Annotated in this window: 27 protein-coding genes; 17 read left to right on the forward strand and 10 right to left on the reverse strand. The window is 59.9% G+C overall.

The window, feature by feature from the left end; translation table 11 throughout:
• Positions 1–304 precede the first annotated feature (304 nt).
• Together ACP7A2_RS25085 and ACP7A2_RS25090 are read left to right on the forward strand one after the other, a co-directional pair.
• Positions 305–907, forward strand: a complete 603-nt coding sequence (locus ACP7A2_RS25085) for a Yip1 family protein (RefSeq protein ID WP_426136482.1) — start codon at positions 305–307, stop codon at positions 905–907.
• Between the two features lie 129 nt (positions 908–1,036).
• Positions 1,037–1,531: a SprT family zinc-dependent metalloprotease gene (locus tag ACP7A2_RS25090; protein ID WP_375066748.1), complete on the forward strand. Its 495-nt coding sequence runs from the start codon at positions 1,037–1,039 to the stop codon at positions 1,529–1,531.
• Positions 1,532–1,634: 103 nt separating this feature from the next.
• On the opposite strand, the gene ACP7A2_RS25095 is transcribed toward ACP7A2_RS25090, so the two are convergent.
• A complete protein-coding gene (locus ACP7A2_RS25095) occupies positions 1,635–2,810 on the reverse strand; it encodes a CaiB/BaiF CoA transferase family protein (RefSeq protein WP_426136484.1) in 1,176 nt (391 codons plus the stop codon).
• Positions 2,811–2,967: 157 nt separating this feature from the next.
• On the opposite strand from ACP7A2_RS25095, the gene tusD reads away from it, so the two are divergent.
• The 6 genes from tusD (at position 2,968) to ACP7A2_RS25125 (ending at position 6,404) form a co-directional block, all read left to right on the forward strand.
• A complete protein-coding gene (gene tusD / locus ACP7A2_RS25100; protein WP_348058672.1) occupies positions 2,968–3,360 on the forward strand; it encodes a sulfurtransferase complex subunit TusD in 393 nt (130 codons plus the stop codon).
• A 1-nt stretch (position 3,361) separates the two neighbouring features.
• Entirely contained in the window at positions 3,362–3,712 is a 351-nt protein-coding gene (tusC, locus tag ACP7A2_RS25105; protein WP_426136487.1) for a sulfurtransferase complex subunit TusC, read from the forward strand.
• Complete coding sequence (gene tusB / locus ACP7A2_RS25110) at positions 3,712–3,990, forward strand: sulfurtransferase complex subunit TusB (RefSeq protein WP_426136489.1); 279 nt, start codon at positions 3,712–3,714, stop codon at positions 3,988–3,990. The genes tusC and tusB overlap by 1 nt, the downstream gene beginning before the upstream one ends.
• A complete protein-coding gene (locus ACP7A2_RS25115) occupies positions 3,987–4,322 on the forward strand; it encodes a TusE/DsrC/DsvC family sulfur relay protein (protein WP_375066744.1) in 336 nt (111 codons plus the stop codon). The genes tusB and ACP7A2_RS25115 overlap by 4 nt, the downstream gene beginning before the upstream one ends.
• Positions 4,319–5,320, forward strand: coding sequence for a glycosyl transferase family protein (locus ACP7A2_RS25120; protein WP_426136491.1), 1,002 nt, complete (start codon positions 4,319–4,321; stop codon positions 5,318–5,320). The genes ACP7A2_RS25115 and ACP7A2_RS25120 overlap by 4 nt, the downstream gene beginning before the upstream one ends.
• 88 nt (positions 5,321–5,408) lie before the next feature.
• Positions 5,409–6,404 carry a glutathione S-transferase family protein gene (locus ACP7A2_RS25125; RefSeq protein WP_426136493.1) on the forward strand — a complete coding sequence of 332 codons (996 nt, stop codon included), beginning with the start codon at positions 5,409–5,411 and terminating at the stop codon, positions 6,402–6,404.
• 193 nt (positions 6,405–6,597) lie between these two features.
• On the opposite strand, the gene cysG is transcribed toward ACP7A2_RS25125, so the two are convergent.
• The 6 genes from cysG to ACP7A2_RS25155 are packed head-to-tail and all read right to left on the reverse strand — an operon-like array spanning position 6,598 to position 14,096.
• The gene (gene cysG, locus ACP7A2_RS25130) at positions 6,598–7,992 is read right to left on the reverse strand and encodes a siroheme synthase CysG (RefSeq protein WP_426136494.1); all 1,395 of its coding nucleotides are present in this window, start codon (positions 7,990–7,992) and stop codon (positions 6,598–6,600) included.
• Entirely contained in the window at positions 7,993–9,273 is a 1,281-nt protein-coding gene (gene serS / locus ACP7A2_RS25135; RefSeq protein WP_426136495.1) for a serine--tRNA ligase, read from the reverse strand.
• 15 nt (positions 9,274–9,288) lie between these two features.
• Positions 9,289–9,663, reverse strand: a complete 375-nt coding sequence (gene crcB / locus ACP7A2_RS25140) for a fluoride efflux transporter CrcB (protein WP_348058656.1) — start codon at positions 9,661–9,663, stop codon at positions 9,289–9,291.
• Positions 9,663–10,985, reverse strand: a complete 1,323-nt coding sequence (locus ACP7A2_RS25145) for a replication-associated recombination protein A (protein ID WP_426136496.1) — start codon at positions 10,983–10,985, stop codon at positions 9,663–9,665. The genes crcB and ACP7A2_RS25145 overlap by 1 nt, the downstream gene beginning before the upstream one ends.
• 27 nt (positions 10,986–11,012) lie before the next feature.
• Positions 11,013–11,636: an outer membrane lipoprotein chaperone LolA gene (lolA, locus tag ACP7A2_RS25150; protein WP_426136497.1), complete on the reverse strand. Its 624-nt coding sequence runs from the start codon at positions 11,634–11,636 to the stop codon at positions 11,013–11,015.
• 54 nt (positions 11,637–11,690) lie between these two features.
• Complete coding sequence (locus ACP7A2_RS25155; protein ID WP_375066737.1) at positions 11,691–14,096, reverse strand: DNA translocase FtsK; 2,406 nt, start codon at positions 14,094–14,096, stop codon at positions 11,691–11,693.
• A gap of 497 nt (positions 14,097–14,593) precedes the next feature.
• Between ACP7A2_RS25155 and aat the strand changes: the two genes are divergently transcribed.
• The 3 genes from aat to infA all read left to right on the forward strand — a co-directional run bounded on the left by aat (position 14,594) and on the right by infA (position 16,357).
• Positions 14,594–15,274 carry a leucyl/phenylalanyl-tRNA--protein transferase gene (gene aat, locus ACP7A2_RS25160; protein WP_426136498.1) on the forward strand — a complete coding sequence of 227 codons (681 nt, stop codon included), beginning with the start codon at positions 14,594–14,596 and terminating at the stop codon, positions 15,272–15,274.
• Between the two features lie 56 nt (positions 15,275–15,330).
• Positions 15,331–16,038 (forward strand): arginyltransferase, encoded by a 708-nt coding sequence (locus ACP7A2_RS25165; RefSeq protein ID WP_426136500.1) that lies wholly within the window; start codon positions 15,331–15,333, stop codon positions 16,036–16,038.
• A gap of 100 nt (positions 16,039–16,138) precedes the next feature.
• On the forward strand, positions 16,139–16,357 hold the full coding sequence (infA, locus tag ACP7A2_RS25170) for a translation initiation factor IF-1 (protein ID WP_002553999.1): 219 nt from the start codon (positions 16,139–16,141) through the stop codon (positions 16,355–16,357).
• A gap of 192 nt (positions 16,358–16,549) precedes the next feature.
• On the opposite strand, the gene clpA is transcribed toward infA, so the two are convergent.
• Both clpA and clpS read right to left on the reverse strand, forming a co-directional pair.
• On the reverse strand, positions 16,550–18,820 hold the full coding sequence (gene clpA / locus ACP7A2_RS25175; protein WP_426136502.1) for an ATP-dependent Clp protease ATP-binding subunit ClpA: 2,271 nt from the start codon (positions 18,818–18,820) through the stop codon (positions 16,550–16,552).
• A gap of 29 nt (positions 18,821–18,849) precedes the next feature.
• On the reverse strand, positions 18,850–19,218 hold the full coding sequence (gene clpS, locus ACP7A2_RS25180; protein ID WP_005789091.1) for an ATP-dependent Clp protease adapter ClpS: 369 nt from the start codon (positions 19,216–19,218) through the stop codon (positions 18,850–18,852).
• Positions 19,219–19,442: 224 nt separating this feature from the next.
• On the opposite strand from clpS, the gene cspD reads away from it, so the two are divergent.
• Positions 19,443–19,703, forward strand: coding sequence for a cold shock domain-containing protein CspD (gene cspD / locus ACP7A2_RS25185; protein ID WP_426136512.1), 261 nt, complete (start codon positions 19,443–19,445; stop codon positions 19,701–19,703).
• Positions 19,704–19,779: 76 nt separating this feature from the next.
• Here the strand turns inward: cspD and icd are convergent, their stop codons facing one another.
• Entirely contained in the window at positions 19,780–21,036 is a 1,257-nt protein-coding gene (gene icd / locus ACP7A2_RS25190; RefSeq protein WP_426136503.1) for an NADP-dependent isocitrate dehydrogenase, read from the reverse strand.
• Between the two features lie 492 nt (positions 21,037–21,528).
• Between icd and ACP7A2_RS25195 the strand changes: the two genes are divergently transcribed.
• From ACP7A2_RS25195 to ACP7A2_RS25215, 5 genes are all read left to right on the forward strand, one after another.
• Complete coding sequence (locus tag ACP7A2_RS25195; RefSeq protein ID WP_426136504.1) at positions 21,529–23,754, forward strand: NADP-dependent isocitrate dehydrogenase; 2,226 nt, start codon at positions 21,529–21,531, stop codon at positions 23,752–23,754.
• Positions 23,755–23,955: 201 nt separating this feature from the next.
• The gene (locus tag ACP7A2_RS25200; RefSeq protein ID WP_426136505.1) at positions 23,956–24,402 is read left to right on the forward strand and encodes an NUDIX hydrolase; all 447 of its coding nucleotides are present in this window, start codon (positions 23,956–23,958) and stop codon (positions 24,400–24,402) included.
• A 59-nt stretch (positions 24,403–24,461) separates the two neighbouring features.
• Positions 24,462–25,586 carry a tRNA 2-thiouridine(34) synthase MnmA gene (gene mnmA, locus ACP7A2_RS25205; protein ID WP_426136506.1) on the forward strand — a complete coding sequence of 375 codons (1,125 nt, stop codon included), beginning with the start codon at positions 24,462–24,464 and terminating at the stop codon, positions 25,584–25,586.
• Positions 25,583–26,206 carry a high frequency lysogenization protein HflD gene (gene hflD / locus ACP7A2_RS25210; protein WP_046068637.1) on the forward strand — a complete coding sequence of 208 codons (624 nt, stop codon included), beginning with the start codon at positions 25,583–25,585 and terminating at the stop codon, positions 26,204–26,206. Before mnmA ends, hflD begins: the two co-directional genes overlap by 4 nt.
• Before the next feature lie 125 nt (positions 26,207–26,331).
• Positions 26,332–26,440, forward strand: a 109-nt coding sequence (locus ACP7A2_RS25215) for a hypothetical protein (RefSeq protein WP_426136514.1), incomplete at its 3' end; no start/stop codon positions are given.

Below are 26,440 nucleotides of genomic sequence, written 5' to 3' on the forward strand. Positions count from 1 at the left end.
TATTTCCATTGGGGGTTGTGGGTTGGCGGGTTGGGGGGGTCGCTCCTCTATTTTTATTTTTTTGCCCGCCCCGCCTTGCCGGCAACCCCAGCTCCCACCATCGACCGAGTCGATTACTGACAGACCTCCCCGCGATTAACCCCACTGTTTACAGCGCGATTTGCTCTAAAGGCCCTACGGTTTTTCCGGTCATCACTTCCTATACTCCAGCGTGAGGTCGCACAACTATCCGGGACCTTTGAGGCCATTTGGCCCGTGGGCGCTCCGATGGGGGGCGATGGTAACAACGACAGGAGTGACTGGCATGATCCATCACGTCGTGGGGCTGTTTACCCATCCCGACAGGGAATGGCGGGAAATTCGTGGCGATAAAGAAGAAAGCATCGGCCACATGTACCTCACCCACACCTTGATTCTCGCGGCGATCCCCGCCGTTTCCGCCTTTATCGGCACCACTCAGGTGGGTTGGGTCATCGGCAACCGCGCGCCGGTGATGCTGACGCAGGAAAGTGCGCTGTGGATGACCCTGATGTCGTACGCCGCCATGCTCGGCGGTGTAGCGGTGATGGGCGCGTTTATCCACTGGATGGCCCGCACCTACGACGCCAACCCGAGCATGGCGCGGTGCGTGGCATTTGCGACCTACACCGCAACACCGCTGTTTATCGGCGGGCTGTCAGCGCTCTATCCACATATGTGGCTGGGCATGGTCGTGGGCACGGCAGCGATCTGTTACACCGTGTACCTGCTGTATGTGGGGCTGCCGACCTTCATGAGCATCGACCCGGACGAAGGGTTCCTGTTTTCCAGCTCGGTGCTGGCTGTTGGGCTGGTGGTGCTGGTGGCGATCATGGCGTTTACCGTGATCGTCTGGGGCCTGGGCGTAGGGCCGATCTACACCAACTGATTCACCGAACACTGCCGGAGGAGCCACCGAAAGGTGGCTTTGTGCGTTGTGCATGACCATTCGGCGCCTGACAGATTCGGAAACACTCAGCTTTGCGGCATACTGGGGGTCTCTGGAGATATGTACAGCATGCCCGAGCAACTCAATACCCGCGTCGAAGATTGTTTCCTGCAAGCCGAATCCTTTTTTAAACGAAGCTTCAAGCGCCCCCACGTCAGCCTCAAGCTGCGGGGCCAAAAGGCGGGTGTCGCGCATTTGCACGAGAACCTGCTGCGCTTCAACCCACAGTTGTACCGTGAAAACAGCCAACACTTCCTCAAGCAAACCGTGGCCCATGAAGTGGCGCACCTGATTGCGCACCAGTTGTTTGGCGAGCGCATCCAGCCCCATGGCGAGGAATGGCAACTGATCATGCGCGGGGTTTACGAACTGCCGCCGGACCGGTGCCATACCTATCAGGTCAAGCGTCGGCAGGTGACCCGCTATATCTACCGGTGCCCGTGTGCGGACAGTGATTTTCCGTTTTCGTCGCAGCGCCATGCGCTGGTGGGTCAGGGACGGCGGTATTTGTGCCGTCGGTGTCGGCAGACCTTGGTGTTTACCGGGGAAACGCGGGTGGAATGAGGGACTCATCGCAGGCAAGCCAGCGCCCACAATTGGACTGTGTTGTCCGGTCGATCACCGATCAAATGTGGGAGCTGGCTTGCCTGCGATGGCGCCCGCTGAGTCACCCCACTACTTTGGCCTGCCGTAACTCGGCTATGCGCTGAGCACTGAAGCCCAACTCCAGCAACACTTCATCACTGTGCGCCCCCACCGCAGCCCCAATATGCCGAGGCGCTGGCAAGCCCTCTGAAAATTTCAGCGGGCACGCTATTTGCGCCTGCGTCGAGCCATCGCCCCTGGGCACCTGGCTGACCAGTTCCCGCGCCTTCAACTGCGGATGCACCACCGCTTCACTCACGCTCAACACCGGCTCAACACATGCATCCACCCCAGCAAACAGCACGCGCAGCTCGTCAAAGCTGCGCTTTTCAAATTCAACCTGCAGCGCCAGTTTGAGGGCCTTTTGTTGATCGGGCTTCAGGCTGTACGCGGCCAATTCCGGCCTTCCCAGCGCTACGCACAGTGGCTGCATAAATGCCGGTTCCAGGCTGCCGACCGACATCCAGCGCCCATCGCGAGTGCGGTAATAATCGTAAAAACTGCCGCCATTGAGCACATGGCTCTCCCTCGCCGGCTCAACCCCACAGGCCAGGTAACCGGCACCGGCCATGGCGTTCAGGCTGAACGAGCAGTCGGTCATGCTCACATCAAGGTATTGCCCCACCCCGCTTTGCTGACGCGCGATCACCGCCGCGAGCAACCCCACCACGGCGTGCAGCGAACCACCGGCCACGTCGGCCACTTGCACGCCCAGCGGCAATGGCCCCGTGTCCTTGCGCCCGGTATGGCTGGCCACGCCGGCCACCGCCAGGTAGTTGATATCGTGCCCGGCGCGGTCTTTATAGGGCCCGGTCTGCCCGTAGCCAGTGATCGAGACATAGATCAGCCGGGGATTGATCGCTTTCAGGGCTTCGTACCCCAGGCCCAGTCGCTCCATAACGCCGGGGCGAAACTGCTCCAGGACGATGTCGTAGTCCTTGACCAGTGTGCGCACGATCTCTAACGCTTCGGCCTGTTTAAGGTCCAGCGCCAGGCTGCGTTTATTGCGGTTGAGGTAAGCGTGGCTGGCCGACGTGCCCTGATCATGGGGCGGCAACACGCGCAGCAGGTCCCTGCGCGTGGGCGATTCGATGCGCAGCACCTCGGCGCCCATGTCGGCCAGCATCAGCGACGCAAACGGGCCGGGCAGCAAGGTGGAAAAATCCAGCACTTTAAGGGACGCCAAGGGGCCTGACATGGGGACTCCAGTTCCGTTTCGAATGCCCACAGACTAGGCAGCCCTGGGCCTACCGGCAATCGTCAGAACGATCAACCACAGTGACCGTTTTGATCACGGCGGGCTTTTTCGTGGCGGCGGCTTTATCATTGGCCCACGTTTGCGCTCAGAGTGTTCCATGAAGTTTGCAATTGCCCTGTTTTCCGCCGCCCACGCGCCCTCCTCGCGCCGCGCCCTGCTGTTCGCCCAGGCGGCGTTGGCCGGCGGGCATGAGATTGTGCGGCTGTTTTTTTATCAGGACGGCGTGTACAGCGCCGCCAATAACAGTGTTACGCCGCAAGACGAGCAAGATATCGCCCGCCAATGGCGCGAGTTTGTCAGCGAACACCAACTCGACGGCGTGGTGTGCATTGCCGCGGCCTTGCGCCGTGGCGTGCTGAACAGCGAAGAAGCCGCGCGTTATCAGCGCAGCGCGGTCAACCTCGACGCACCCTGGGCGCTGTCGGGCCTGGGGCAGTTGCACGACGCCGTGCAGGCCGCCGACCGCCTGATCTGCTTTGGAGGGCCGTAACATGTCCAAATCCTTATTGGTGATCAGCCGTCAGGCCCCGTGGTCCGGGCCGGGCGCGCGGGAAGCACTGGATATCGTATTGGCCGGCGGCGCGTTTGATCTGCCGATCGGCCTGCTGTTTATGGACGACGGTGTGTTCCAACTGGCACCCCATCAGCACGCCAGGGCCGTGCAGCAGAAAGACCTCAGCGCCAACTTGCAGGCGCTGGGCCTGTTCGGTGTAGACGAGGTGTTCGCCTGCAGCCACAGCCTGGCCGAACGTGGCCTCGCCCCGCCCGCCAGCGCCCAACCGCTGAGCAGCGACGAAATTTCCACGCTGATTGACCGTTACGACCAGGTGATGACTCTCTGATGTCGACTTTACATGTGGTGTCCCACTCCCCGTTTACCGACAGCCGCCTGGCCAGTTGCCTGCGCGTGTGCGGCGCTCAAGACGCAATCCTGCTGTGTGGCGACGGCGCCTACGGCCTTCACAACCCGGCCCTGCAACTCAAGGGCGTTAAAGTCTTTGTGCTGGCTGAAGACATGCAGGCGCGCAACCTGCCCTTGCCGGACTGGGCCGACAGCGTTGACTACCAAGGCTTTGTGCAACTGTCGATCGATTACGACAAGGTCAATAGTTGGCTATGAACACCTTGACCGTAGGCGAACGCACCCTTGAGCTGGACAAGGACGGTTATCTGGTGGACCTGAATCAATGGTCCGCCGACGTCGCCAACGCCCTGGCCGCTGCCGAAGCGCTGGAACTGACGCCGGCCCACTGGGAAATCCTCGAATTGCTGCGCGGGTTCTACGCCGAGTTCCAGCTGTCCCCCGCCACCCGCCCGCTGATCAAATACACCGCCTTGAAGCTGGGCGTGGAAAAGGGAAACAGCCTGCACCTCAATAAACTGTTCAACGGCACTCCCGCCAAACTCGCCGCCAAACTGGCGGGCCTGCCCAGACCGACGAATTGCTTATGACCGACTTTGCCCCGCTGACCCTTGAAACCCCTGCCGAGCATCCGTTTGCTCAATTCGTGCGCATCCTCGGCAAAGGCAAGCGCGGCGCGCGCAACCTCACCCGTGAGGAAGCCCGCGAGGCCATGGGCATGTTGCTCGACGAAAAAGTCGAAGACACCCAGCTCGGCGCCTTCCTGATGCTGCTGCGCCACAAGGAAGAAAGCCCGGAAGAACTCGCCGGTTTCACTGAAGCCGTGCGTGAGCGCCTCAAGGCTCCGGCGCTGAACGTGGACGTTGACTGGCCGACCTACGCCGGCAAAAAACGCCACCTGCCGTGGTACCTGCTGGCCGCCAAGTGCCTGGCGCAAAACGGTGTGCGCATCCTCATGCACGGCGGCGGCGCGCACACGGCCGGGCGGCTGTACACCGAGCAACTGCTGGAAGGTTTGCAGATTCCGCTGTGCCGCAACTGGCAACACGTAGAAGCCGCTTTCGAGCACGGCAACCTGGCGTTTATCCCGCTGGGCGACTGGGCGCCGCAATTGCAGCGCATGATCGACTTGCGCAACACACTGGGCCTGCGCTCGCCGATTCACTCGCTGGCGCGCCTGCTTAACCCGCTCAATGCACGCCTTGGCCTGCAAAGCATTTTCCACCCGGGTTACCAGGGCGTACACCGCGATGCCAGCGGCCTGCTCGGCGACAACGTGATTGTGGTCAAGGGCGATGGCGGCGAAATCGAGATTAACCCGGACTCCCCGAGTCACCTGTACGGCACCACCGGCGGCCAAAGCTGGGATGAAGAATGGCCCGCCCTTTCCGCCCAGCGCCACGTCAAACCGGCCAGCCTGGAGCCCGAGCATTTGAAGGCGCTGTGGCGTGGCGATGTTGAAGACAGCTACCCGCAACTGGCGCTGATCGCCACCATGGCGTTGGCCTTGCGCGGCCTCGGTCGCTCGCGGGAACAGGCGTTCGAACTGGCCCAACAGTATTGGGATGCGCGGGATAAATCGATTTAATCGATGATTAAACCCTGCTCTTTGCGCTTTTAGTTCGAACTCATCCCTTTAGACTGGGCTCCAACGCTTATTAGTTGAGGAGCCAGTCATGGGTTTGCTGATCGAAGGACGCTGGAAAGACCAGTGGTACGAAAGTAGCGCTGATGGCGCATTCCAGCGCGAACAGGCACAATGCCGCCATTGGGTGACCGCCGACGGCAGCCCTGGCCCAAGCGGCGAAGGCGGTTTCAAGGCCGAAGCTGGCCGCTACCACCTCTACGTGTCCCTGGCCTGCCCGTGGGCTCATCGCACCTTGATCCTGCGCAAACTCAAGGGCCTGGAAAACCTGATCGATGTGTCCGTGGTCAGTTGGCTGATGCTGGAAAACGGCTGGACCTTCGACAAGGCGCACGGCTCTAGCGGCGACACGCTCGACGATTTCACCTTCATGCACCAGCGCTATACCGCTGACACTGCCGACTACACCGGGCGCGTCACCGTGCCGGTGCTGTGGGACAAAAAGCTCAACCGCATCGTGAGCAATGAATCGGCGGAGATCATCCGCATGTTCAACAGCGCGTTTGATGAATTGACCGGCAATACCCTGGACTTCTACCCCGAGGCCCTGCGCTCGACTATTGATGCGCTGAACGATCGCATCTACCCTGCCGTGAATAACGGCGTGTATCGCGCAGGTTTCGCGACGTCGCAGCAAGCGTATGAGAGCGCGTTTGATGATGTGTTCGCCGAACTGGATCACCTGGAACAGCATCTGGCTGACCATCGATACCTGGCGGGCGAGCACCTGACCGAAGCCGATGTGCGGCTGTTCACCACGCTGATTCGTTTTGATGCGGTGTATTACAGCCACTTCAAATGCAATTTACGCAAAATCGCGGATTACCCGAACCTGTCGAACTGGCTAAGGGAGCTGTATCAGTGGCCAGGCGTGGCCGAGACGGTGGATTTCGCGCATATCAAGGGGCATTACTACGCGAGCCACCGCACGATCAATCCGACGGGGATCGTGCCCAAAGGCCCGTTGCAAGGGTTTGATGCACCGCACGATCGGGAACGGCTGATCGGCAAGGGTGTGTGTAACTGACACCACCCTATACCTGTGGAAAGCGGGCTTGTTGTGGCGAGCGGGCTTGCCCCGCGTTGGGCTGCGTAGCAGCCCCAATAAAAACACCGCGTTCTGCCAGGCAAAACGCGGTGTTTGGTTTCAGGGCCGCTACGCAGCCCAACGCGGGGCAAGCCCGCTCGCCACAACAGGCGCACTTGTCATACCAGCCGTATTAGACCTGAGACTGCGCGCCTTCAAACCACTTGAGCTTCTCGCGCAACAGCACCACTTCACCGACGATCACCAATGTCGGCGCATGCACTTCATGCTCCGCCACCATGCGCGGCAAGTCCGCCAAAGTACCGGTGAACACGCGCTGGTTGGACGTGGTGCCTTGCTGGATCAGCGCCGCCGGGGTATCCGGCGAACGACCGTGTTTGATCAGCTGTTCGCAGATGATCGGCAAGCCGATCAGGCCCATGTAAAACACCAGGGTTTGTGACGGCCCAACGAGGTCCTGCCAGGGCAGGTCCGAGGTTCCGTTTTTCAAATGCCCGGTGATAAAGCGCACCGACTGTGCATGGTCACGGTGTGTCAGCGGAATCCCGGCATACGCCGCGCAACCACTGGCCGCCGTAATGCCCGGCACCACCTGGAACGGGATGCCATGGGCCGCCAGTTCCTCGATCTCTTCGCCACCGCGCCCAAAGATAAATGGATCGCCGCCCTTGAGGCGCAGCACGCGCTTGCCTTGCTTGGCCAGGTCGACCAATTGCTGGTTGATCTGGTCCTGCGGCACAGCGTGGTCGGCGCGACGCTTGCCCACATACACGCGCTCGGCGTCGCGACGGCACAATTCAAGAATCGCCGGGGCTACCAGGCGGTCATACAGCACCACGTCGGCTTGTTGCATCAGGCGCAAGGCACGGAAGGTCAGCAGGTCCGGATCACCCGGGCCTGCACCCACCAGGTAAACCTCGCCCGGTGCATGAGGCGGCGCGCCATTGACCTTTTCAATCAACAGGCGCTCGGCTTCGGCGCCCTGCCCGGCCAGCTGGCGGTCGGCAATCGGGCCTTGAAACACCTCTTCCCAGAACGCACGACGTTGCTGCACATCCGGGTACAACCCTTTGACCTGGGCACGAAAACGCGCCGCCAACCCGGCCAATTGGCCGTAAGTGGACGGAATCCAGGTTTCCAGCTTGGCGCGGATCAAGCGTGCCAGCACCGGCGCATCGCCGCCGCTGGACACCGCAATCACCAGCGGTGAGCGGTCGACAATCGCCGGGAAGATCACGCTGCACAAGGCCGGCGCATCCACCACATTGACCGGCACGCAACGGCGCTTGGCCTCGCTGGACACTTGCGCGTTCAGTGGCTCGTCGTCGGTTGCCGCGATGATCAGGGTGCAACCGTCAAGGTCAGCCTCCTGATAACCGCGAAAAATCAGTTCTCCGCCACTGCCCAGCACCAGTTCACGCAACTGGTCTTCGATCTGGGGAGCAACTACCCGCAGCAACGCACCGGCATCGGCCAGCAGCCGGGATTTGCGCAAGGCAATCTCCCCGCCACCGACGACCAACACACGACTGCCGCGCAGGTTATGAAACAGCGGCAGAAATTCCATTTAGCCGATGACCTCAACGCCCGCCATGTACGGCTTGAGCACCTCAGGTACGCGAATCGAACCGTCAGCCTGCTGGTAGTTTTCCAGCACGGCAACCAGCGTGCGGCCTACGGCCAAACCGGAACCGTTGAGGGTATGCACCAGCTCCGGCTTGCCGGTTTCCGGGTTACGGAAACGCGCCTGCATGCGACGGGCCTGGAAATCACCGCAGTTGGAGCACGACGAAATCTCGCGGTACTTGTCCTGGCTCGGCACCCACACTTCGAGGTCGTAGGTCTTCACGGCGCTGAAACCCATGTCGCCTGTGCACAGGGCCAGTACGCGGTACGGCAACTCAAGCAGTTGCAGGACGCGCTCGGCGTTGGCGGTCAGGCCTTCCAGGGCTTGCATGGAGGTCGACGGCTCAACCACTTGCACCATCTCGACCTTGTCGAACTGATGCTGGCGGATCATGCCGCGGGTGTCGCGGCCCGATGCGCCGGCTTCACTGCGAAAGCACGGGCTGTGGGCGACGAACTTGAGCGGCAGTTGCCTGGCGTCGAGGATCTCGCCGGCGACGATGTTGGTCAGCGACACTTCGGCGGTCGGGATCAGGTACAGGTCGGCTTCGCCGTCGCGGCTGATCTTGAACAGGTCTTCTTCGAATTTCGGCAGTTGGCTGGTGCCCATCAATGCGGGCGCCTGCACCAGGTACGGCGTGTAGGCTTCTTCGTAGCCGTGCTCGGCGGTGTGCAGGTTGATCATGAACTGTGCCAGGGCACGGTGCATGCGCGCGATTGGGCCGCGCAGCAAGGCAAAGCGTGCGCCGGACATTTTAGCTGCGGTTTCGAAATCCAGGCCGCCGGTCAATTCGCCCAGGGCGACGTGGTCCTTGATCTCGAAATCAAAGGCTTTTGGCGTGCCCCAGCGGCGCACTTCGACGTTGCCGTCTTCGTCTTCGCCAATCGGTACCGATTCGTGCGGCAGGTTGGGAATGCCCAGCAGGATCGAATCCAGCTCGGACTGAATTTTATCCAGCTCGACCTTGCCATCGGACAACTCGGTGCCCATGCGCTCAACGTCAGCCATCAACGGCGCGATGTCTTCGCCGCGCTGCTTGGCCTGACCGATGGATTTGGAACGTGCATTGCGCTCAGCCTGCAGTGCTTCGGTGCGGGTCTGGACGGTCTTGCGCTGTTCTTCCAGCGCTTCGATGCGCGCAACGTCCAGGGCAAAGCCACGGGATGCCAAGCGGTCCGCTACGTCCTGAAGGTTGCTACGTAACAGTTTGGAATCGAGCATGTCGGTCTCTCGTTATCAAAGTTTGGTCAAGGACAGGCCAGCCCAGGTGGCGAGCAGCCCGCCGAACACGCTGATGCCCAGGTACCCGAAAGCAACCAGGGCTTGCCCGCTTTCGAGCAGGCGCACCGTGTCCAGTGAAAAGGATGAAAAGGTCGTCAGACCGCCTACAAAGCCGACAATCAAGCCGGCGCGAATTTCAATCGGCACTTCCGGGCGCAACAGGAACCAGCCGTACAGCAAGCCGATGATCAAACAGCCCACCAGGTTGACCGCCAGGGTCGCCGTATAAAAATGCTTCGGCCAATTGGCGCTGACCCATGTACCGGTGGCGAAACGCAATAATGTACCAGCGATGCCGGCTACGGACACGGCAAGAATTGTCTTGAGCACTACTTTCTCCGCTGTTTGGGGCTGAGTCGATCGAGTTGCGCGAGATGGTTGAGCTTTTCACCGATCTTCAGCTCCAGGCCACGGGGCACCGGCTGGTAGAACGGCTGCGGCTCAAGGTCATCGGGAAAGTAGTCTTCACCGGCGGCATAGGCGTCCGGCTCATCATGGGCATAACGGTATTCGTCGCCATAGCCCAACTGTTTCATCAGCTTGGTCGGCGCGTTGCGCAGGTGCAGCGGCACTTCGAGCGAACCGTGTTCGGCTGCCGCGCGCAGTGCGGACTTGAAGCCCATGTACACCGCGTTGCTTTTCGGCGCGCAAGCCAGGTAGGTAATGGCCTGGGCCACCGCCAGTTCGCCTTCGGGGCTGCCGAGGCGTTCCTGCACTTCCCAGGCGGCAAGGCACAGGCTCAGGGCGCGCGGGTCGGCGTTGCCGATGTCTTCGCTGGCCATACGCACCACGCGGCGCGCGAGATATAGCGGGTCGCAGCCGCCGTCGATCATCCGCGCGAACCAGTACAACGCGCCGTCCGGGTTGGAGCCACGCACGGATTTGTGCAGCGCGGAGATCTGGTCGTAGAAAGCTTCGCCGCCCTTGTCGAAGCGCCGGCGCGTGTCGCCGAGCAAGCTTTGCAAGAGGTCGACGCCGATCTCGCTGTTGTCTTCGGCCAGGTCGGAGGCGTTTTCCAGCAGGTTGAGGAAGCGGCGGCCGTCGCCGTCGGCAGCGCTCATCAGAATCTTGAAGCCTTCGTCGCCGAGGCTCAGTTGACGCTTGCCCAGGCCCTTGTCTTCGCTCAAGGCGCGCTGCAGCAGTTTGCGCATCGCCGCTTCGTCCAGGCTCTTGAGCACATAGACCCGCGCCCGCGACAGCAATGCATTATTGAGTTCAAACGAAGGGTTTTCAGTGGTGGCGCCGATAAAAATCAGCGTGCCGTCTTCCACATAAGGCAGAAACGCATCCTGCTGCGACTTGTTGAAGCGGTGCACTTCGTCGACGAACAGGATGGTGCGCTTGCCGTATTGCCCGGCCTGCTGCTTGGCCACTTCAACGGCCTGGCGAATCTCCTTGACCCCGGCGAGTACCGCCGAGACCGTTTCGAAGTGCGCATCCGAGACCTTCGCCAGCAACCGCGCGAGGGTGGTTTTACCCACCCCCGGCGGCCCCCAGAAAATCATCGAGTGCAGCGCACCCTGCTCCAGGGCTTCGCGCAGAGGCTTGCCGCGAGCGAGCAGGTGTTCTTGCCCAACGTACTCATCCAGATTGGTCGAACGCAAACGCGCCGCCAGAGGTTGAGAGATCGGGTCAGTTCGAAACAGATCCATGGGCAGCGTTTGAAACCTCTAAGCGGGTTATTCCTGGATCACGTCGGCACCCTTGGGGATGACGAACTTGAACTTGGAGGCATCGACAACGCCGTTGGCCTTGACCCCGGAGAACAGGATGTCGGTGCGCTGACCGACGCTGTCGATCAGGCGCATGTTATTGATCACACCGTTGCCGAACGACAATTGCAGGCTGTCAAACAGCGTGTCCCTGGATTTCGGCTTGAGGGTGAACTCGATCACGTTGCTGGTTTGCTTGGAGGTAATGTCAAAGCTGTCGCTGATCTTCGACACATCGCCCGACAGCAACAGCGCCGGGGTTTGGTTCAGGCGCGGGTCGAGCTTTTTGATGGTCGCCTGTTCCAGGTCCGGGTCCCAGAGGGTGACTTTCTGGCCGTCGGAAACGATGGTCTGCTCGTTCGGCGCATCGGTTTTCCAGTAGAACAAACCTGGGCGTTGCACGGCCATTTCACCGGCCGTTTCCTGCAACTGAGTGCCGCCGCCGTCCAGGGTGAGCTGGGAGAAGCGCGCAGTCAGGGTCTTGGATTTGTCCAGCAGGTTGGTCAGGCTGGCAACGGAGGCCGGGTCGGCGTGCGCCGAAACAGCGGTCAGGGCCAGTGCCGGCAACAACAGCATGCGGATAAGACGCATGGGAGTCCTCATTGAGTTGTTTGGGCGCGCCGCGTGCTGCCACGCGGCACGGGATCAGTCGCGCATCTGCCCGGGGGCGATGACTTCACGCGAGCCGTTGGTGTTCATGGCAGTAACGACGCCGGCGTTTTCCATGGATTCAATCATGCGAGCGGCGCGGTTGTAGCCGATTTTCAGTTTGCGTTGCACCGCAGAAATGGACGCGCGGCGGCTTTCCAGTACGAAGGCCACTGCCTCGTCGTACAGCGCATCGGTTTCAGCATCGTCATCACCGCTGCTACCGCCGTCGAAACCGCTGCCGGCCTCTTCAACGCCGGCGAGGATGTCGTCGTTGTATTCTGGCGCGCCACGCAGCTTCCAGGCTTCTACCACACGGTGAACCTCTTCATCGGAGACGAAGGCGCCGTGAACACGGATCGGCAGGCTGGTGCCGGGCGGCATGTAGAGCATGTCACCGTGGCCCAGCAGTTGCTCGGCGCCGCCCTGGTCGATGATGGTTCGCGAGTCGATCTTGCTCGATACCTGGAACGCCATCCGCGTCGGAATGTTGGCCTTGATCAGGCCAGTGATCACGTCCACCGACGGACGCTGGGTGGCTAGAATCAAGTGAATACCGGCGGCACGGGCTTTCTGGGCGATACGCGCGATCAGCTCTTCGACCTTCTTGCCGACGATCATCATCATGTCGGCAAATTCGTCGACCACCACCACGATGGTCGGCAGCTTGGTCAGCAGCGGCGCTTCGTCGTGGATGCTTTCGCGCTTGTACAGCGGATCGACCAGCGGCGTACCGGCGTCCTGGGCTTCCTTGACCTTGGCATTGAAGCCGGACAGGTTTCGCACGCCCATCTTCGCCATCAGTTTGTAGCGACGCTCCATCTCGGCCACGCTCCAGCGCAGGGCATTGGCGGCGTCTTTCATGTCGGTGACGACCGGGCACAGCAGGTGCGGAATGCCTTCGTAGATCGACAATTCAAGCATCTTCGGGTCGATCATGATCAGCTTGGCGTCATCGGGGCCAGACTTGAACAGGATCGACAGGATCATCGCGTTCACGCCCACCGACTTACCAGAACCGGTGGTACCGGCGACCAGCAAGTGCGGCATTTTCGCCAGGTCGGTAATCACCGGCTTGCCGCCGATGTCGTGACCGAGGGCCAGGGTGACCGGCGATTTGAAGTTGTCGTATTCCGGCGTCGACAGCACTTCGGAGAAGCGCACGATCTGGCGGTCTTCGTTGGGAATCTCGATACCCACGGTGGTCTTGCCAGGGATGACTTCCACCACACGCACGCTGGTCACGGCCAGGGAACGCGCCAAGTCCTTGGCCAGGTTGGAAATACGGCTGACCTTTACGCCAGCCGCCGGCTGGATTTCGTAACGGGTAATGACCGGGCCGGGGTGGATCGAGTCCACGGTCACTTCGACGCCGAATTCCTTAAGCTTGATTTCCAGCAAGTGGCCGACAGCCGCCAGCGACTCGGGGGAATAGTTGAGTTGCTTCTTTTCGGCCGGGTCGAGAATCGAGATCGGCGGCAAAGTGCCTTCGACGGCGCTGTCGACAAACAACGGCGCCTGTTTCTCTTTCTGCACACGGGCACTCGGCTCGGGCGCTTTGGGCGGCGCCGGGGCGATGACCGGCGGCACCTGCTTCTCGCGGTCCGACATGTGCTTGCTCAGGGCCTGCTCGCGCTCGATCAAGCGCTCCTTGACCTTGGCCTGCTCGCGCCGGTCCGGCGTGCTCGGGGCCACCACTTCGTTGACGCGGGTGTCCACTTCACGCAACTGCGCAACCATGCGCTTGCGATCAACCCGGGCTGACCACCAGCGATTGGCTGCGCCCTGGAACAACTCCAGCAGGTCGAGGGTGATTTTGCCGGTCACGTCCATCACCTTGAACCACGAGAGGTCGGTGAACACGGTGAGGCCGAACAGGAACAGCGCGATAAACATCAGCGTGCTGCCCTGGATATTCAGGCTCTTGCGTGCCAGGTCGCCAAGGCTTTCGCCCAAGGCGCCGCCCGCGCCCGCTGGCAGGCCGGTGGGTGCGTGGAAATGGATATGTGCCAGCGCGGCGCCGGACAACACCAGAAAGACCAGGCCAATCAGGCGCCAGGAGAACAGCCAGCCGCTCCACTGCCACGGCTCGTGACGCTGGCGGAAGATCTGCCAGGTCTTGATCGCCAGCAACAGCGGGAAGATGTAAGCGAAGTAACCCAACACCATAAACAGGATGTCGGCGCTGTAGGAGCCAGCAGGACCGCCGAAGTTCTGCACGTCTTCGATCTTGCTGTTGTGGCTCCAGCCCGGATCGTCCTTGCCATAGGTGAGCAAGGCCATCATCAGGAACAGGCACAGGGCGCCGATCGCGATCAGCGCGCCTTCCTTGAGTCGATAATGCAGGTGCTGGCGCCAGGCCGGCACGACTGCTGCTTTAGGTGTTGCGGCGGATTTCTTCAAAACGGGTCTATTCCTGCGCCTGTAGCGCGTCCATCTGTTGAATGACTGCAAATACTGCCCAATCCGAGCAGCTGAAAAATGAACGAGCGTCGTTGAATCTACTTTTAACACCGGGTGATGGATCGGCAAAATGGCGATTACGCCATAATGGCCGCATTGTACGGGTTTGCGTCGGCGATGCCACGTACTTGCCCTTCACTCGGCAGCCTGGACAATTGAGGTGTCACAGCCTGTTCAATTTGAGCATGCATTGTCTTTGCTGACAAAGGCTTATGAGCTGTATTGACCAATCAACGCAAACTTGGCAAATGGCCTGCATGGTGCAGACCCGATTACGACCACGCCTGGGGCACGGAGTTGCAGAAACACCCGTTCACGCTAAACCTCGCCAATGCCCGATTCGGGCTGGCCCCACAGCGCTGCGTCGACAATAATCACCTCCTGTGCGGCAGGCGACAGTTCTGCCACTCCCCTCCCCTTCCGTAAGCCTGGATGCCATGCTGACCTGGTTGCAACGCGACTCCCTGACATTTCCGCCACTGGCCAAGGCCATGCGTGAACCCAATGGCCTGCTGGCTGCCGGTGGCGACCTGTCGGCCGAACGCCTGATCCAGGCCTACCGTCACGGCTGCTTTCCGTGGTTCTCGGAGGGCCAGCCGATTCTGTGGTGGTCACCCGACCCGCGCACGGTGATATTCCCCGACGAACTGCACGTGTCGCGCAGCCTCGGCAAACTCCTGCGTCAGCAGCGCTACACCGTCACCTTCGACAAGGACTTCGCGGCCGTCATCCAGGCCTGCGCGGCACCCCGCGCGTATGCCGACGGCACCTGGATCACCGAAAGCATCCAGAATGCCTACCTGGAGCTGCACCGGCGCGGCTATGCGCACTCAGTGGAGGTGTGGGACAACGACGAGCTGGTGGGCGGCCTGTACGGCCTGGCGATGGGCCAACTGTTCTTTGGCGAGTCCATGTTCAGCCGCGCCGACAACGCCTCCAAATTCGGCTTCGCCACCCTCACCCGACAGCTGCAGGCCTGGGGCTTTGTGCTGATCGACTGCCAGATGCCCAACGATCACCTGCACAGCCTCGGCGCCCGCGCCATCCCACGGGATGACTTCGTGGGCTTTTTACACAACCATTTGGACCAACCCAGCTCTGGACCGTGGGTTTCCTAGGCGACTTCCTCGCACCTGGCTTACACTTATTTCAAAGCTTATCCCGAGGGTTGATCATGACCGAGCTGGCGCGGTTGAAGTTTTATGCCACTCAAGCCCACGCTTGCAGCTATCTGCCCGAAGAGCAGGCGACCACGCTGTTCCTCGACCCCAGCCAGCCCATGGACGTGCATGTGTACGCCGACCTTTCGGAGATGGGTTTCCGGCGCAGCGGCGATCACCTTTATCGCCCGCACTGCCAGAACTGCAACGCCTGCGTTCCGGCACGCATCCCGGTCGCGCAATTTTTGCCGGACCGCAACCAGAAGCGCATCCTCAAGCGCAACGCCGACCTGACGGTGACCGCAACCAAACCGCACTTCAGCGAAGAATATTTCGACCTGTACCAGCGCTACATCGAGCAACGCCACGCTGACGGCGATATGTTTCCACCGAGCCGCGATCAGTTTTCGACATTTCTGGTGCGCGACCTGCCGTTTTCGCGCTTTTATGAGTTTCGCCTTGAGGGCCGCCTGGTCGCGGTGGCCGTGACCGATTTGCTGCCCAACGGCCTGTCGGCGGTCTACACCTTCTATGAACCGGCCGAAGAGCGTCGCAGCCTGGGACGCTTCGCGATCCTGTGGCAAATCAGCGAAGCGATACGCCTGGAACTGGAGGCGGTGTACCTCGGTTACTGGATCAAAAACTGCAAAAAGATGAATTACAAGACCCAATATCGGCCCATAGAACTGCTGATTAATCAAAGATGGGTCACGCTTAACTAGAACCCCTTGGCTTAAACACCCTTTTTCGGGCACAATGCACGCCGCTTTTGCCTGGCGCAGTTGCACCGGGCCATTCACTGGATACCGAGGGCTTTACTGCATGTCGAAAGAAGACAGCTTCGAAATGGAAGGCACTGTCGTCGACACCCTGCCCAACACCATGTTTCGTGTGGAGTTGGAAAATGGGCACGTCGTAACCGCGCATATCTCCGGCAAGATGCGCAAGAACTACATTCGTATTCTTACCGGCGACAAAGTGCGCGTCGAGCTGACGCCCTATGACTTGAGCAAAGGGCGCATCACTTACCGCGCGCGTTAATCAAGTCAATACAAAACGCCCGGTTATGCCGGGCGTTTTTGTGTGTGCGCTATTTACCTGACACCACATGACCCATGTGGGAGCTGGCTTGCCTGCTCCCACATTTAATCTCTATTGTCTTGAGGGCCACACCTCAAAATATAGAGACAGCAAAAAGGCGCCTTTCGGCGCCTTTGCTTTTTCAGCTGTCGATCAAGCCATTTCAACCGTGGTCTCGAACTCGAAGGTCAGCTCGCCGTCCTTCAGGTCGATATGCACCACGCCGCCATGATCGGACAGCTCGCCAAACAGGATCTCTTCGGCCAATGGCCGCTTGATCTTGTCCTGGATCAGACGTGCCATTGGGCGAGCGCCCATTGCCGCGTCGTAACCCCCTTCGGCGATCCAACTGCGCGCCGCTTCCGTCACCTCCAACTGCACGCGCTTGTCTTCCAACTGCGCTTGAAGCTCGGTAAGGAACTTGTCCACCACGCTTTTGATGACCTCATGGCTGAGGCGACCAAACTGGATAATGGTGTCCAGACGGTTACGGAACTCCGGCGTAAAGCTCTTCTTGATCACTTCCATTGCATCGGAAGAGTGATCCTGATGACTGAAGCCGATCGAGGCCCGCGCGGCCGTTTCGGCACCGGCGTTGGTGGTCATGATCACAATGACGTTGCGGAAGTCCGCCTTGCGCCCGTTGTTGTCGGTCAGCGTGCCGTGGTCCATGACCTGCAGCAGCAGGTTGAAGACTTCCGGGTGCGCCTTCTCGATTTCATCGAGCAACAATACGCAATGCGGCTGCTTGGTAATCGCTTCGGTCAACAGGCCGCCCTGGTCGAACCCGACATAGCCCGGAGGCGCACCGATCAGGCGCGACACAGTGTGGCGCTCCATGTATTCGGACATGTCGAAACGTACCAGCTCAATGCCCATGGCCTTGGCCAACTGGCGCGCTGCTTCGGTTTTGCCGACGCCGGTCGGGCCTGCGAACAGGAACGAACCCACTGGCTTGTCCGGCGACTTGAGGCCCGCACGCGAAAGCTTGATCGCGGTGGACAACGCGTCGATGGCCGCATCCTGACCGAATACGGTCAGCTTGAGGTCGCGCTCCAGGTTACGCAGCAGCTCTTTATCGGAACTGTTGACGTGTTTAGGCGGAATACGCGCGATTTTCGCCACGATGTCCTCAACCTGAGGCACATCGATGCGTTTCACACGCTTCTCGACCGGCTGCAGGCGCTGGTAGGCGCCCGCCTCGTCGATCACGTCGATGGCTTTGTCCGGCATATGGCGATCATTGATGTAGCGCGATGCCAGCTCAGCCGCCGCGCGCAACGCTTCATCGGTGTACTCGATGCCATGGTGCGCCTCAAAGCGCCCCTTGAGCCCGCGCAGGATGCTGATGGTGTCCTCAACCGAAGGCTCGGAGACGTCGACCTTCTGGAAGCGACGCGCCAGGGCACGGTCTTTCTCGAAGATGCCGCGAAATTCCTGGAACGTGGTCGAACCGATGCAGCGGATATCACCCGACGACAGCAATGGCTTAAGCAGGTTGGACGCATCCATCACGCCACCGGAGGCCGCACCGGCACCAATGATGGTGTGAATCTCGTCGATGAACAGGATCGCCTGCGGACGCTTTTTCAGCTCGCCGAGCAACGCCTTGAAGCGCTTCTCGAAGTCGCCACGGTACTTGGTCCCGGCGAGCAACGCGCCCAGGTCAAGGGAGTAGACGACACTGTTGGCCAGCAGGTCCGGGACCTGATTATCAACAATGCGCTTGGCCAGGCCTTCGGCAATCGCGGTTTTACCCACGCCCGCCTCGCCCACCAGCAACGGGTTGTTTTTGCGACGACGCGCGAGGATCTGCGCTACGCGTTCAACCTCAAGCTCACGCCCCACCAGCGGATCGATCCGCCCCTGGCGCGCCAGCTCGTTCAGGTTACTGGCGTAGGCATCCAGCGGGTTGCTGGAGGATGAAGACTCACCGCCCTCTTCATCCTGCATATCCTGCTCACCTTCGGAATGATCGCCGTGCCCCGGCACCTTGGAGATACCGTGGGCGATGTAGTTGACGACATCGATACGGGCAACGCTCTGCTGTTTGAGCAGGAACACTGCCTGGCTTTCCTGTTCGCTGAAAATCGCCACAAGCACATTGGCGCCTGTGACTTCTCGCTTACCGGAGCTCTGCACATGGAAAACGGCACGCTGAAGTACCCGCTGGAAGCCCAGGGTTGGCTGGGTTTCACGGTCTTCATCGTGGACGGGAATTAGTGGCGTAGTGGAGTCGATAAACTCCTGCAGGTCATGCTTGAGTTTGTCGAGGTTGGCGCCGCACGCACGCAATACGGTGGCGGCAGCTTCGTTATCCAAAAGTGCCAGAAGCAGGTGCTCGACGGTCATGAATTCATGACGCTTCGAACGGGCCTCCTTGAAGGCAAGATTGAGGGTGACTTCGAGCTCGCGGTTTAACATAGCTTCACCTCATACCCAAGTGGTCGGCGTTAACCGTCCTTCTCGATTTCACAGAGTAGCGGATGCTGGCTTTCCCTGGCGTACTGGTTGACCTGCATGGCCTTTGTCTCGGCGATGTCGCGGGTAAACACTCCACATACTGCCCGTCCTTCTGTGTGAACGGCCAGCATTACCTTGGTCGCCAACTCGCGGTTCAGGTTGAAAAACACCTCGAGCACTTCGACGACGAAATCCATCGGTGTGTAATCATCATTGAACAAAACCACCTTGTACATCGGCGGCGCCTGTAAAGCAGGTTTGGCCTCCTGAACAGCAATGCCTGCAGAACCGTCGTCGTCATGTTCCTGATCCGGGCGATCCTGATTGAATGTTAGTCGAATCTGGCTGTTTGCATGCATGGAAAGAATGGTTCGTCAGTGGTTCAAATGCAGTGATGGGGGCAACCTGTCAGAAATTCAACTCTGACTGATTGGTCACCTTGACTATCGGTAGAACGGTGTTACAACCAATAGAACCCACAGTGGGTAAAAAAGGTCCGCGCAGTCAACCTTATTTATTCGGGTTAGGACGGATAATCTGGATGATACTCCAGTGATGGAGTCTGGTGCTGAGGGATATGGCTATGGCAAACGGGACGGTCAAGTGGTTTAACAATGCCAAGGGTTATGGCTTTGTCATTGAAGATGGCAAGAATGAAGACCTTTTTGCGCATTTCTCGGCGATCCAATTGGAAGGATATAAAACGCTAAAAGCCGGCCAAGCGGTTTCATTTGAGATTACTCAGGGACCGAAGGGCTTGCACGCGGTGAATATCAAGGTGCTCATCAACGCCGTTGCCTCACAGGGAAACCACGCTAAAAAACCAGAAAAACAAATGGCCTGATAACCACCGAGCAAACCACAATCAAAAAGCCAGCCACTCCGTTTCACAGGGGTGGCTGGCTTTTTACGTTTCTGCGTTACATGTGCGAAATCAGCGCATCACCAAAGCCCGACGATGACACCAGCTTCGCACCCTCCATCAGGCGCTCGAAGTCATAAGTCACGGTCTTGGCCGAAATCGCGCCATTGGTGCCCTTGATGATCAAGTCGGCCGCCTCGGTCCAGCCCATGTGCCGCAACATCATTTCTGCCGACAGAATCAACGACCCCGGGTTTACCTGGTCCTTGCCCGCATATTTCGGTGCCGTGCCGTGGGTGGCTTCGAACATCGCCACGGTGTCGGACAAGTTGGCCCCCGGCGCAATACCGATACCGCCCACTTCTGCCGCCAGGGCATCGGAAAGGTAGTCGCCATTGAGGTTAAGGGTCGCGATCACGTCATATTCGGCCGGGCGCAGCAGAATTTGCTGAAGCATCGCGTCAGCAATTGCATCCTTGACCACCACATTCTTGCCGGTTTTCGGGTTCTTGAACTGCATCCATGGCCCGCCGTCGAGCAGGGTCGCGCCGAACTCCTTCTCGGCAATACCGTAGGCCCATTCTTTAAAGGCACCCTCGGTGAACTTCATGATGTTGCCTTTGTGCACGATGGTCAGCGAATCGCGGTCGTTATCCACTACATATTGCAAGGCCTTGCGCGCCAGGCGCTCAGTGCCCTCTTTGGAGACCGGCTTCACGCCGATCCCGCAGTCCTGATCGAAGCGGATCTTGGTCACACCCATTTCTTCTTTCAGGAACTTGATGACCTTGATCGCTTCCGGCGAGCCGGCCTTCCACTCGATCCCGGCGTAAATATCTTCGGAGTTTTCACGAAAGATGGTCATGTCCACATCGCCGGGTCTCTTGACCGGGCTGGGCACGCCTTCAAACCAGCGCACCGGGCGCAGGCACACATACAGGTCGAGTTGCTGACGCAGGGCCACGTTCAGCGAACGAATACCGCCACCGACCGGGGTGGTCAACGGGCCCTTGATGGACACCACGTAATCCTTGACTGCATCCAGGGTTTCCTGGGGCAGCCACGTGTCCTGATCGTAAACCTGGGTGGCCTTTTCGCCAGCGTAAACCTCCATCCAGGAGATTTTTCGCTTACCGCCATAGGCCTTTTCAACAGCAGCATCGACAACCTTGATCATCACCGGGCTGATATCGACACCAATGCCGTCGCCTTCGATGTAGGGGATGATCGGGTTATCAGGAACATTAAGAGAGTGGTCTGGATTGACGGTGATTTTTGCGCCGACTGCCGGAACCTGAATCTTCTTGTATCCCATGTTGGACTCCATCTATGGATTGAACATCTGGCTGCGTTCGAGCCTACTCCACATAAATGACGACTGAAACCTCACGCTATGCTCATTTGCATCGAAAACAGCACGTTTAGTCGCCTACTGGCTTTAGACAGACGGCAAAATCGCCAATCTTGAGCACATCGTGCCCGCGCTGGCAGCCACGGGCACCTGCGACCTTTAGACCAATGGACGACACACCTTTTGTATGAAGGCTCGGCGTAAGCATAGTGACCTATGTATAATGCCGCCGCTGACCCAAGAGTCACGACGGCGGACCGCTCTAGAACCGAGCCCTCAGCCAGAAAGCAGGACTATTACAATAGTCCACCCGCTTGACGCTCGACTGATGCAACCCAACATCACCGCGAAGAACCTCGACATTTCGCTCATGGATGACTTTGAACGAACGCGCTCCACCCGGCGCATCTCGAGTTTCTGCGCACGCTTTCAGCAAAGAAGAGAGTTAATCCGAATATGCCCACCCGCTCGAAGATCATCTACACCTTCACTGACGAAGCCCCAGCCCTCGCCACCTATTCACTGCTGCCTATCGTAGAGGCCTTCACCGCTTCAGCTGATATTGCTGTGGAAACCCGCGACATCTCCCTTGCCGGGCGCATCCTCTCCAGTTTCCCCGAGCAACTGGGCGCCAAAGCCGTACCGGACCACCTCGCCGAATTGGGCGACCTGGCCGTCACGCCTGAAGCCAACATCATCAAATTGCCTAACATCAGTGCCTCGACCCCTCAGCTGCAAGCTGCGATCAAGGAACTGCAGGCCCTGGGCTACGCCCTGCCGGACTACCCGGAAACCGTAACCACCGACGCGGAAAAAGAAACCCGCGCACGTTACGACAAGGTCAAGGGCAGCGCCGTGAACCCGGTACTGCGCGAAGGCAACTCCGACCGCCGCGCACCGCTGTCGGTCAAGAACTACGCACGCAAGCACCCGCACAAAATGGGCGCCTGGGCTGCAGACTCCAAGTCGCACATCGCGCACATGAGCAACGGCGACTTCTACGGCAGCGAAAAAGCCGTACAGATCGAAGCCGCTGACACTGTCAAAATCGAGCTGATCGCTCAAGACGGTACTGCGACCGTCCTGAAAGAAAAAACCTCGGTACAAGCCGGCGAAATCATCGACACCGCCACGCTGAGCAAAAAAGCCCTGCGTTCGTTCATCGCCGCTGAAATCGAAGACGCCAAGAAACAAGGCGTGCTGCTGTCGGTTCATTTGAAAGCCACCATGATGAAGGTCTCCGACCCGATCATGTTCGGCCAGATCGTTGCCGAGTTCTATAAAGACGCCCTGGCCAAGCACGCTGACGTGCTGGCACAGATCGGCTTTAACCTGAACAACGGCATCGGCGACCTGTACGCGCGCATCAAGGCCCTTCCGGCCGAGCAGCAAGCGCAGATCGAAGCTGACATTCAGGCTGTCTACGCCGCTCGCCCATCGCTGGCGATGGTCAACTCCGACAAGGGCATCACTAACCTGCACGTGCCGAGCGACGTGATCGTCGACGCCTCGATGCCGGCCATGATCCGTGACTCCGGCAAAATGTGGGGCACCGACGGCCAGTTGCACGACACCAAGGCCGTGATCCCGGATCGCTGCTACGCCACCATCTACCAGGCGGTCATCGAAGACTGCAAGGCCCATGGCGCTTTCGACCCAACCACCATGGGCAGCGTGCCAAACGTTGGCCTGATGGCGAAAAAAGCCGAAGAGTACGGCTCCCACGACAAGACCTTCCAGATCAAGGCTGACGGCGTTGTTCGCGTCACCGACAGCAAGGGCAACCTGCTGATGGAACAGAAAGTCGAAGCCGGCGATATTTTCCGCATGTGCCAGACCAAAGACGCGCCGATCCAGGATTGGGTCAAACTGGCCGTCAACCGCGCTCGCGCCAGCGACACCCCGGCCATTTTCTGGCTGGACCCACAGCGCGCGCACGACGGCGTCGTGGTCGAGAAAGTTCAGGCTTACCTGAAAGACCACAACACCGAAGGCCTGGACATCCGCATCATGTCGCCTGTCGACGCGATGAAGTTCACTCTGGAGCGCACCCGCAAGGGCCTGGACACCATCTCGGTGACCGGTAACGTGCTGCGCGACTACCTGACCGACCTGTTCCCGATCATGGAACTGGGCACCAGCGCCAAGATGCTGTCGATCGTACCGCTGATGAACGGCGGCGGCCTGTTCGAAACCGGCGCCGGCGGTTCGGCTCCCAAGCACGTGCAGCAACTGGTGGAAGAGAACTTCCTGCGCTGGGATTCCCTGGGCGAGTTCCTGGCCCTGGCCGCGTCCCTTGAGCATTTGGGTGTGAACTACAACAACCCGAAAGCCCTGGTACTGTCCAAGACCCTGGACCAGGCCACCGGCCAGTTCCTTGACAACAACAAGTCACCTTCGCGCAAAGTCGGCAACATCGACAACCGCGGCAGCCACTTCTACCTGGCGCTGTACTGGGCTCAAGCCCTGGCCGCCCAGACTGAAGACGCTGCGCTGCAGGCGCAGTTTGGCGAACTGGCTAAAACCCTGGCAGAGAACGAGGCAACCATCGTTGCCGAGCTCAATGCCGTACAGGGCAAGCCAGTGGACATCGGCGGCTACTACGCGCCGAACCCGGAGCTGACCAGCAAAGCCATGCGCCCAAGCAACACCCTCAACGCGGCAATTGCCAAGTTGAAGTAAGGTTGTAAGGATGCAAAGAAGCCCCGGCCTTGTGCCGGGGTTTTTGTTTGTGCCTTTTAACTGAACAAACCGAATCAAATGTGGGAGCTGGCTTGCCTGCGATGGCGGCGGGTCAGCTACAGCTGCATCAACTGACAGACTGCCATCGCAGGCAAGCCAGCTCCCACATTAACCGCATCACATCTTGAATCGAGGTTTTCAATGACCTGGCAACCCCACATCACCGTCGCCACCATCGTCGAAGACAACGGCCGCTTCCTGATGGTCGAAGAACTCAAGGGCGGTCGCGCCGTGCTCAACCAGCCCGCCGGCCACCTGGACCCGAACGAAACCCTGACCGACGCTGCCGTGCGCGAAACCCTCGAAGAAACCGGCTGGGACGTCGAAGCCACCGGCATCGTCGGCATCTACCTGTACACCGCCCCCAGCAACGGCGTGACCTACCAGCGCGTCTGCTTTATCGCCAAGGCGCTGAAACACCACCCGGACTATCAACTCGACGAAGGCATCATCCGCGCCCGCTGGCTGACCCGCGACGAACTGATGGCCTTGCGCGGCGACTGGCGCAGCGAACTGATCATCCGCTGCATCGATGATTATTTGGCCGGTCAGTGCCACAGCCTCGAATTGATCCGCCCTTCTCTTTAGCCTTGAAGGCGCGAGCCTGATAGAATCGCGTCCTTTTTCAAGACACCCGTTGAAACCCTATGCGTGATCCAGCCCCTTCTGACATACAAAAGAAGCGCGTCATCGTCGGCATGTCCGGCGGCGTGGATTCTTCCGTTTCCGCCGTTCTGCTCATGGAGCAGGGTTATGAGGTGGAAGGCCTGTTCATGAAGAACTGGGAAGAAGACGATGGAACGGAATATTGCACCGCCATGGACGACCTGGCAGACGCTCAGGCCGTGTGTGACAAAATCGGCATCAAGCTGCACACCGCCAACTTCGCCGCCGAGTACTGGGACAACGTGTTCGAGCACTTCCTGGCCGAATACAAGGCCGGTCGCACACCGAACCCGGACATCCTGTGTAACCGCGAAATCAAGTTCAAGGCGTTCCTCGACTACGCCATGATCCTTGGCGCCGACCTTATCGCCACTGGCCACTATGTGCGCCGTCGCGACGTCGATGGCCGCACCGAACTGCTCAAGGGCCTGGACCCGAACAAGGACCAGAGCTACTTCCTGCACGCCGTCGGCGGTGAACAGATCGCCAAGACGCTGTTCCCGGTCGGCGAGCTGGAAAAACCCGAAGTGCGCAAGATCGCCGAGCAACACGGCCTGGCCACCGCCAAGAAGAAGGATTCCACCGGGATCTGCTTTATTGGCGAGCGCCGCTTCAGCGACTTCCTCAAGCAATACCTGCCGGCACAACCGGGCGAAATCAAAACCACCGAAGGCGATGTCATCGGCCGCCACCATGGCCTGATGTACCACACCATCGGCCAGCGCCAGGGCCTGGGCATCGGCGGCTTGAAAGACGCCGGCGAAGAGCCGTGGTACGTGCTGATCAAGGACCTGGAGCACAACGAGCTGATCGTCGGCCAGGGCAATGAGCACCCGCTGCTGTTCTCCGGCGCCCTGCTTGCCTCGGACATCTACTGGGTCAACCCGATCGACCTGACGACCCCGCGCCGCCTGACCGCCAAAGTGCGCTATCGCCAGAGCGACCAGCCGTGCACCCTGGAACGAACCGCCAGCGGCTACCGCGCCACTTTCGATGACCCGCAACGCGCGGTCACCCCTGGCCAGTCCGTGGTGTTCTACGACGGCGAAATCTGCCTGGGCGGCGGCGTGATTGAAATCGCCGAAGCCTGGAGCAACCCGGCATGAGCCCGACCCAGGAGCAGTTGACGGCGCTCGGCGGGGTTTTCCTCGCCGCCGTACTGGTGGACAAGATTGCCAAGACCGGCCAGGTCACCGAAGCCGGCCTGACCTGCATGCTCGGCAGCCTGCTGATCCGCGATCCCAAGGACACCCTGGAAGTCTACGGCGGCGATGACCTGGCGCTGCGTGAAGGTTACCGCGCGCTGATCGGCGCCCTGGAGCGCGACCCCAGCACATTGCAGCGCGAGCCATTGCGCTACGCCTTGTCGATGCTGGGTCTTGAGCGCCAACTGGCCAAACGTGACGACATGCTCGAAACCATTGGCAAGCGCCTGCCGCAGATTCAGTCCCAGGTGGAACACTTCGGCCCGGCCCACGAAAACGTGATCGCTGCCTGTGGTGCGCTGTACCAGGACACCTTGAGCACCCTGCGCCAGCGCATTCAAGTGCACGGCGACATGCGCAACCTGCAACAACCGAACAATGCCTCGAAAATCCGCGCGCTGCTCCTGGCCGGTATTCGTTCGGCGCGGTTGTGGCGCCAGTTGGGCGGTCATCGCTGGCAGCTGGTGATCAGCCGGCGCAAATTGCTTAAAGAACTTTACCCGTTGATGCGCAACGAATAAGTCGCATCGACGGCGCATTTTCAAGCCGTTACGCGTAATACGCCGGTCAGTTGGCAACGGACCGGCGAATTTTTTCATGTATGATACGCGCCCCATTTCGTTGCCCGACTGTCCGAGAACACCCCATGCAGCTCTCTTCGCTCACTGCGGTTTCCCCTGTTGACGGCCGCTACGCCGGCAAAACCCAGGCCCTGCGCCCTATTTTCAGCGAATACGGCCTGATCCGTGCTCGCG

This window comes from Pseudomonas sp. PWP3-1b2 (assembly GCF_049896045.1).
Classification (GTDB): domain Bacteria; phylum Pseudomonadota; class Gammaproteobacteria; order Pseudomonadales; family Pseudomonadaceae; genus Aquipseudomonas; species Aquipseudomonas antarctica_B.